Here is a 7,598-nt window from a genome sequence, read left to right as displayed (position 1 = left end):
CGGTATGAGTGGATGCGCCGGGTGCGCCGCATGGGCTCATGCCCATGCAAGCGGCCGGTGCGTTCAACCGCCCGATTTCACTCCAACCCGAAGGGCAAGTGCCTTGCCGGGCGGTCTGCGGCGTTTGCGGCGCTTGTGGATAGCCGGGCTATCCACTGCGCACCGCGCCTGGCATCCCATCCCGGCAAGGACCTTGTGCGACTCCAAAAAGACATTGAACAGGCTCTTCGAACAGGTTCTCAGCCGCCGCCCTGCGCCGCTGCAGCGCCGCAGCGCCCGCACAGGCCCTTGATCTCCAGGCCCCGCGCCTCGAAGCCCGGCAGGTAGCGCGCCACTTGCGCACTCAGTGCGGCGAACTGGGGGGCGTCATGCCATTCGGTGATCTCGCCGCACTGCGTGCACACCTGCATCATGCTGGGGTGGTCGTGCTGGCGTTTTGCAGGTTTGAGAGCCTGGCGCGCGCGGTTACGATGCGGCTCCCATCCCCCGCAACTTCGTGCCCATCCACCCTTCGCCGTCTTCCACCATGGCTACAGCCTCTGCGGGCGCTTCGGCGCCTTACCACGAAGACGCCACCATGCGCCATCTGGTGCGGGTGGCGGGCTGGACGGTGGTCCTGATCGCGAGCGCCGTGGGGGTGCTGCTGATGTTCGACGCCCCGGTGCAGCAGTTGCGGGTGGCCCTGAACCTGGTCGCCGCCGGCGTTGGCGGCGTCGCGCTGTGGCTGGCGCACCGCGGCCGCTGGCAGGCCGCTGCCCACGTGCTGGTGTGGGGCGTGTGGCTGTCGGCATCGCTGGTGGCGGCGCGCAGCGGCGGGGTGCACGGGCCTAATTTGCTCAACTACCCGGTGCTCATCGTGCTGTCCGGCTGGCTGCTGGGGGCGCGTGCCACCATCGGGCTGGTGGGGATCACGGCACTGCTGTTCGGCACCTTCATCTGGGCCGACGTGATGGACCTGTTCACGCCGGCGCCGTCGCCCAACCGGGTGGCGGGGGCGGTGTACCTGACGGGCATCCTGGTGCTCACGGCCGCGGCCACGCTGCTGTCCCGTCGCAATTACATGAGCCGGGTGCAAGAGGCGCAGCAGGCCGCTGCCGAACTGGCCGCCAGCGAGGCCTCGCTGCGCAAGCTGCTGCGCGCGGTGGAACAAAGCCCCGAGAGCATCGTCATCACCGACCTGCACGAAGGCATCGAATACGTGAACGACGCCTTTGTGCGCCGCACGGGCTACGAACGCGCCGAGGTGGTGGGCGGGGCATCGGCCACCTATTCCAGCAACGGCCTGGCGCCCGCGCAGCGCGAGGGCGTGCGCAGCACGCTGGCGCGCGGCGAGACCTGGGCCGGAGAGCAGATCAACTACCGCAAGGACGGGCAGGCGCTGATCGAGTCGGTGGTGGTGGCGCCCATCCGCCAGCCCGACGGGCGCGTGAGCCATTTCGTGGAGCTCAAGCAGGACATCACCGAGCGCAAGCGCGCGGCCGAAGAAATCCACCGCCTGGCCCATTTCGACAGCCTGACCGGGCTGCCCAACCGGGTCACGCTGGTGGAGCGCCTCACCGCGCTGCAGGCCCGCCCGGGCCGCGTGTCGTCTGCCCAGCACGCACTGCTGCTGCTCGACCTGGACCGGTTCACCACATTCAACGATGCGCGCGGCAGCGAGATGGGCGACCGGCTGCTGTGCGCCGTGGCGCTGCGCCTGACCGAGATCCTGCCGCCCCAAGGCCTGCTCGTGCGCGTGGCGGGCGACGAGTTTGCGGTGGTGCTGCAGGCCCTGGGGATCGACGTGGCGCAGGCGGGTGCGCAGGCGCTGGCCTTTGCCGACCGGCTGCAGGCCGCACTGCGCCGCCCCCTGGCGCTGGACGCGGAGACCGAGGAGGCGCAGATCGGCGCCAGCGTGGGCATCACCCTGTATCCGCAAAGCGGCAGGGATGGGGCGCACGAGGCGTTGCGCCGCGCGGGCACGGCCCTGCACCGCGCCAAGCAGGCCGGTGGCGGCCGCGCCGCGTTTTTTGAGCAGGGCATGGGCGAGGCGGCCGAGCAGCGGTTCCGGGTGGAGCGCGAGCTGCGCCACGCGGTCGGTGCGGGCGAGCTGCGCGTGTACCTGCAGTCGCAGGTGGACGTGCAGGGCCAGCTGACCGGGGCCGAGGCGCTGGTGCGCTGGCAGCATCCGCGCGACGGCCTCGTGGCCCCAGGCATGTTCATCCCGGTCGCGGAAGAGTCGGACCTCATCGTTCTGCTGGGCGACTGGGTGCTGGCGCAGGCGTGCGGCCTGCTGGCCCAGCCCGCGTTCAGTGCGCAGCGCCTGCGGCTGTCGGTCAACCTCAGCGCGCGCCAGTTCCGGCAGGCGCGGTTTGTGCCGCAACTGCGCGCCCTGCTCGCCGCCAGCGGGGCCGACCCGCGGCTCCTGACGCTGGAGGTGACCGAGGGCCTGGTGATCGACGACTTCGACGACGCCGTGGCCAAGATGCACGAGCTGGCCGCGCTGGGCGTGGACATGTCGCTGGACGACTTCGGCACGGGCTACTCCTCGCTGGCCTACCTCAAGCGGCTGCCCATCCAGGAGCTGAAGATCGACCGATCGTTTGTGCACGAGGCCCCCACCAACGCCGACGATGGCGTGCTGGTGGAGGGCATCCTGGCCGTCGCCCGCCACTTCGGGCTGCGCGTGGTGGCCGAGGGCGTGGAGTCCCGCGCGCAAGCAGACTTCCTGCGCCGGCATGCACCGGACATCATCTACCAGGGCTACCTCTTCGGCCGCCCCGAACCCGCGGACGAGTGGCTGGCGCGCTGGGTCCCTGCGGCGCCAGGGCGGGGCGCATAGCGGTCTCAGAGATTTGAGTAAAAACAGGCGTCAGCGCATACTGGTATTGGGTTTATAGCTATATTGTTTATAGCGTGGCGATAGCCCTTCGTTGGGCACTTCCCCGCCCGTTCGGGCTGAGCCTGTCGAAGCCGGGGCGCCCCACCACCGCTCAGACCACCACGGCCGTGGCCTGCACCTCCACCAGCATGCCGTCCAGCGCCAGGCGGGGCACGGGGATCAGCGTGCAGGCGGGCGCGGGGCCGTCAGGCCAGGTGCGCTCTGCGGCGGCCGTCCACAGGGCCAGGCGGGCTTCGGTGTGGTCCACCACGAGCAGGGTCAGGCGGGCCACGTCGTTCACCCCGGCGCCGGCGGCGGCCAGCGCGGTGCGCATGTTGGCCAATGCCTGGTCCAGCTGCTGCGCAAAGTCGGTCGGCAAAGCCCCCGAGGCGTCTTCGCCCCCCTGGCCCGAGGCATACACCACGCGGCCCTGCGCGGGGGCCGACACCACATGGGTATAGCCGTTGGGCGCCGGGTCGTACAGACCGCGCGGGTTGATGTGGGTGAGTGCGGTGGTGGATGCAGGGGCAGGCAATTGCGCGACGATGGATGGCATGAAAGGTCTCGGTCAAAGGGTTGTGCCGATGCAGGATGGACTCGGCGACGTGCAGTATCAAACCTGAAGTAAAGTTGAGGTCAACCCCTTCCCCCTGCTTTTTGATCTGCAGCACCGGACGCCCGCATGAAGCACCACACCCCCACCGACGACACAACCTGGGACCCGACGGCCGAGCTCTCGGTGGGCGAGGTCGCGCAGCGCAGCGGCATCGCCGTGTCGGCGCTGCACTTCTATGAGTCGCGCGGCCTGCTGACCAGCGTGCGCAATGCCGGCAACCAGCGCCGCTACCCGCGATCGGTGCTGCGCCGCGTGGCGGTGATCAAGGTGGCGCAGCGCATGGGTGTGCCCCTGGCCGCCATTGCCGAGGCGCTGCAGGCCCTGCCCGCGGGCCGCACCCCCACGGTGGCCGACTGGCGCCGCCTGTCCGCCCGCTGGCGCGCCGACCTGGACGAGCGCATCCGCACGCTGACCGCGCTGCGCGACCAGCTCGACGGCTGCATCGGCTGCGGCTGCCTGTCGCTCAAGGTCTGCCCTCTGCGCAACGCCCACGACGCGCTCGCGCAGGAGGGGCCGGGGCCGCACTTTGGGGCGTGCGACAAGGCTGCAGGCTGTTCGTGACTGCCGGCGTCTCGGGCTGCACGGGGTTCACGCGGTTCGGTCCTTGCGTTCCATGCGTTTCACCCGTTCCATGCATTGCGCTCCGGTGCCTTCCCTCGCGCAGACTTGGGGGCGAGGCGGCCTGGGTGGTCTTTACCCCGCCCGCTGGCGGATGCGCGCCTCCATCGCGCCGTACAGGCGCAGCAGGCGGGCGATGTGGTCGGCCGCGCCGCGCGGCAGCGGGGCGCGGCTGTCGCTCTGGCGCTGCGCGTAGCTGAACTCGACCGCCGCAGGGCCCGTGCGGGCCTCGTCCACGGTGATCTGGTAGGCGCTGTGGGCGTTGTCCTCGTCGTCGCCGGGCGCGTCCTGGCCGTTCTTCCAGCTGAGTTTGAGCGCGCGGCCCCAGGGCTCGCCGTTGTGCATGCAGGGCTGGCGCGCGCCCACCCAGACATTGCCCTCCCACCAGCCGTTGCGCTCGCTGTCCCACCAGTCGTTGTATTGCTCGGTGAACACGGGCAGGCTGGTGAACGACTCGATGCGCTCTGCCGTGAGCGTGTCCACCAGGCGCTGGTGCAGCGGGTAGCGTGCGCGGTGCTGGCCCACGGCCGTGCGCACGTAGCCGAGCACGTCGCGCCAGGCGGCCTCGCAGGCTTGCCAGGCTGCGGGGTCGGCGTCGGCGGCCAGCGCCTGCCAGGTGCCCGCCTCGCCCTGGCTGTATCGGCGATACAGCAGGGTGAGCTGCGGGGTGGTGGGCACCTCGCGGCGCAGCACGGCGGCCGCCAACCGCTGCAGCAGACCCTGCGGAGGGGGCACGGGCTGCACCGACAGGTAGAAGTCCCAGGTCTTCCAGACGGTGATGAACACGCTGTCTTCACGCGGGTCGCCGTCGGCGTCCACATGACGCTGGCAGATCGAAAAGTCGGTCTGGCCCATCCAGCCAAGGGCCTCGCGCTCCTTGGGTGCGATGACCGGGGTGTGCACCAGGGCCAGGATGTTGGGCACGCTGATGGCGTTGTCCGCGCACAGCTCGTGGGCCACCGGCCAGGCGGCGTGGATGTCTGCACTGCTGTGCACGGCGCTGCCGCCCGCCCTCAGCGCGGCCACCAAGGCCGGGCGGTCCACCGCCTTCGCCAGGCCGTCTTCACCGGCGTCCACACCGCTGCAGAACTCGGCGCGCAGCACGGCGCCCAGCAGCATTGCGTTCGAGCACTCCGCAGGGCGGCGGGCCCCGCGCACCTCATCCCTCCAGAATTCCGCCCGCGCATCACCGTCGATGCGCAAGGCGCACCCGTCGGTGAACAGCGCCACGCGGGCCTGCAGGCTGCCGCGCACGTCCAAGCCGCCGCACGCGTCCATCCCCCCTTGGATTTGCGGGCCGCCAGCGCGGTCTGGCAACCCGCCGTGGGCCCACAGCAGGTCGTCCACCTGCAGCGCGCCCGCAATGCACACCCGTGGCCCGCCGATCACGGCATCGCCCATCCGCGCGTCGCCGGTGACGATGAGGTGGGTGGCGGTGTCGGTGCCGTCGCTGGTCAGGGCACCGTCGATCTGCAGCCCACCGTCGATCAGGATCAGGAACGGCGAACTCGGCCACGCGGCGCCATCCGGCGGGCCGAGCATCGCGTCCCGCCAGTGGCGCAGCGGGCTGCCGTCGGCCAGGGGGGCGTCCAGATGCAGCGCGAGCCAGTGCACGTCGCCACGCACCCAGAGCACCGTTGCAGCCGCCAGCGCCTGCGGGTCCTGCGCCAGGCGCCCTGCGATCGCGCAGTCTGCGGGGATCCGGTGGGCCACATCGGCCAGGGTGCACAGTGAGGCGGCGGGCATGAGGGGGTAAGGGGCAAGGGTGGACGGTCTGACGGGGCATCGTACCCCCGCGCCGTCCGGGCGTGGGGGTGGGGCATGGTTTGGTGCGTGGGTCGGCGCATGGGTTTTGGGCCGACAATGATGTGTTGTCTTACCAATTGCCCGCCATGTCCCAGAACCCCCCCGTTTTCGAAGTCCTGCCGCGTGACCTCTCGGCCTACCGCCAGGGCAATGTCGGCATCGACTATGTGCACCGGTTCGAATCCGGCAAGCCCGGCCCGCACGTGCTCATCAATGCCCTGACCCATGGCAACGAGATCTGCGGCATGGTGGCCGCCACGCACCTGCTGGACTCCGGCGTGCGCCCGCGGGTGGGCACCCTGACCATCAGCTTCGCCAATGTGGCGGCCTATGAATCGTTTGACCCCGCGCGGCCGTACGAAAACCGCCAGCTGGTGCACAACCTCAACCGGGTGTGGTCGGCCCGCGAGCTGGACGGCACCGCCGCCAGCCCCGAGCTGGACCGCGCGCGCGTGCTGCGCCCTGTGGTGGCCGCAGCCGACCACATCCTCGACATCCACTCCACCAGCCAGGACGTGCAGCCCTTCTGGGTCTACCCCGCCTACCCGCGCAATGCCGCAGTGGCCATGGCCCTGGGCCGGCCGCCGGTGCATCTGGTGATGCCCAGCGGCCTCGGGTCGGGCACGCCGCTGATCCAGCACGGGCGCCATGGCGATGCTGACGGCCAGGGCGTGGGGCTGGTGGTGGAGTGCGGCCAGCACTTCCGCCAGTCGGCCGCCGACGTGGCCACCGCGGTGGCGCTGGATTTTCTGGCGCATTTCGGGCTCATCGACCCCGTGGCAGGCCGGCCCGCGCCCGGCCCGCAACAGCGCTACGAGCTGCTGGAAACCTGCATGGTGCGCACGCCGGACTTTCGCTTCACGCGCGCCCTGCAGGGCTTCGAGGCGTTTGCGCAGGGCGAGCTCATTGCCACCGACGGGCCGCACGAGATCCGCGCGCTGTGCGACGACTGCACCATCCTCATGCCCACGCGCGAGCCCATCGTGGGCCGCGAGGCGGTGTACCTGACCCGACCGGTGTGAACGTCGCCGGGCTGAGGCACGTTGGGGCGCACTGCGTCGCGCAAAGCGCCTCGCGCCGCAGCGGCGTCAGAACGAAGAGCCGGGCTGCTGGAGGAACTCGGCCTCTTCCGGCGTCGATGTGCGCCCCAGCACGGCGTTGCGGTGTGGGTAGCGGCCAAACCGCGCAATGATGTCGCGGTGCTGCACCTCGAAGCCCAGGTTGTGCTCCAGCCCCGGCTGGTCGAACAGCACCATGGCCTGCTCGTGGATGGCGGGCGATTCGCTGTGCATGTAGGGCAGGTAGGCGAAGGCGCGGCGCACCGGTGGCAGGGCGCGGTCGTGCTGGCCGGCCACCAGCTCCTGCGCCAGTGCGAGCGCGGTGGAATCCTGCGCGAAAGCGAGCGGTGAGCCCCGGTGCAGGTTGCGCGAGAACTGGTCGAGCACAATGATTTCGGCCAGCCGCCCGTCGGCCGATGCGCGCCATGCTGACAGCTCGCACTGGCGCGCCGCCTGCCAGGTGGCGGCAAAACGCTGGCGTATCAGCGAGTCCACGGCGTCGTCCTGCACAAAGTGCTGCTGCGGGGTGAGCTGGTCAAACCAGAAATGAAGCACGTCGTCGAACTGCATGGGCATTCTCCAAGAGCCTGTTCAATGTCTTTTTGAAGATCGCATTGGAGTGCAATCGGTATGAGTGGAT

Annotated in this window: 7 protein-coding genes; 3 read left to right on the top strand and 4 right to left on the bottom strand. The window is 70.3% G+C overall.

Annotated elements, in window-relative coordinates:
- Positions 1-239: 239 nt before the first annotated feature.
- Positions 240-413 carry a hypothetical protein gene (locus ACOQFS_RS11825; protein ID WP_421563060.1) on the bottom strand — a complete coding sequence of 58 codons (174 nt, stop codon included), beginning with the start codon at positions 411-413 and terminating at the stop codon, positions 240-242.
- Between the two features lie 113 nt (positions 414-526).
- Between ACOQFS_RS11825 and ACOQFS_RS11820 the strand changes: the two genes are divergently transcribed.
- A complete protein-coding gene (locus ACOQFS_RS11820) occupies positions 527-2,821 on the top strand; it encodes a putative bifunctional diguanylate cyclase/phosphodiesterase (protein ID WP_421563059.1) in 2,295 nt (764 codons plus the stop codon).
- Between the two features lie 151 nt (positions 2,822-2,972).
- On the opposite strand, the gene ACOQFS_RS11815 is transcribed toward ACOQFS_RS11820, so the two are convergent.
- On the bottom strand, positions 2,973-3,416 hold the full coding sequence (locus ACOQFS_RS11815; RefSeq protein WP_421563058.1) for a RidA family protein: 444 nt from the start codon (positions 3,414-3,416) through the stop codon (positions 2,973-2,975).
- A 126-nt stretch (positions 3,417-3,542) separates the two neighbouring features.
- On the opposite strand from ACOQFS_RS11815, the gene soxR reads away from it, so the two are divergent.
- Positions 3,543-4,037, top strand: coding sequence for a redox-sensitive transcriptional activator SoxR (gene soxR, locus ACOQFS_RS11810; RefSeq protein ID WP_421563057.1), 495 nt, complete (start codon positions 3,543-3,545; stop codon positions 4,035-4,037).
- 132 nt (positions 4,038-4,169) lie between these two features.
- On the opposite strand, the gene ACOQFS_RS11805 is transcribed toward soxR, so the two are convergent.
- Complete coding sequence (locus tag ACOQFS_RS11805) at positions 4,170-5,840, bottom strand: hypothetical protein (RefSeq protein ID WP_421563056.1); 1,671 nt, start codon at positions 5,838-5,840, stop codon at positions 4,170-4,172.
- Between the two features lie 146 nt (positions 5,841-5,986).
- On the opposite strand from ACOQFS_RS11805, the gene ACOQFS_RS11800 reads away from it, so the two are divergent.
- Positions 5,987-6,922, top strand: a complete 936-nt coding sequence (locus ACOQFS_RS11800; RefSeq protein ID WP_421563055.1) for a succinylglutamate desuccinylase — start codon at positions 5,987-5,989, stop codon at positions 6,920-6,922.
- A 66-nt stretch (positions 6,923-6,988) separates the two neighbouring features.
- On the opposite strand, the gene ACOQFS_RS11795 is transcribed toward ACOQFS_RS11800, so the two are convergent.
- Positions 6,989-7,528: a DUF924 family protein gene (locus ACOQFS_RS11795; RefSeq protein ID WP_421563054.1), complete on the bottom strand. Its 540-nt coding sequence runs from the start codon at positions 7,526-7,528 to the stop codon at positions 6,989-6,991.
- Between the last annotated feature and the right edge of the window lie 70 nt (positions 7,529-7,598).

The organism is Paracidovorax sp. MALMAid1276, assembly GCF_049198005.1.
Taxonomy (GTDB): Bacteria; Pseudomonadota; Gammaproteobacteria; order Burkholderiales; family Burkholderiaceae_C; genus Acidovorax.
This window is presented reverse-complemented; position numbering and strand designations above follow the sequence as displayed.

Excerpts from the sequence above, each read along its gene's own strand:
- ACOQFS_RS11825 (WP_421563060.1), bottom strand. The coding sequence starts at position 413 with ATGATGCAGGTGTGCACGCAGTGCGGCGAGATCACCGAATGGCATGAC.
- ACOQFS_RS11820 (WP_421563059.1), top strand. The coding sequence starts at position 527 with ATGGCTACAGCCTCTGCGGGCGCTTCGGCGCCTTACCACGAAGACGCC.
- soxR (WP_421563057.1), top strand. The coding sequence starts at position 3,543 with ATGAAGCACCACACCCCCACCGACGACACAACCTGGGACCCGACGGCC.
- ACOQFS_RS11795 (WP_421563054.1), bottom strand. The coding sequence starts at position 7,528 with ATGCAGTTCGACGACGTGCTTCATTTCTGGTTTGACCAGCTCACCCCG.
- ACOQFS_RS11800 (WP_421563055.1), top strand. The coding sequence starts at position 5,987 with ATGTCCCAGAACCCCCCCGTTTTCGAAGTCCTGCCGCGTGACCTCTCG.
- ACOQFS_RS11815 (WP_421563058.1), bottom strand. The coding sequence starts at position 3,416 with ATGCCATCCATCGTCGCGCAATTGCCTGCCCCTGCATCCACCACCGCA.
- ACOQFS_RS11805 (WP_421563056.1), bottom strand. The coding sequence starts at position 5,840 with ATGCCCGCCGCCTCACTGTGCACCCTGGCCGATGTGGCCCACCGGATC.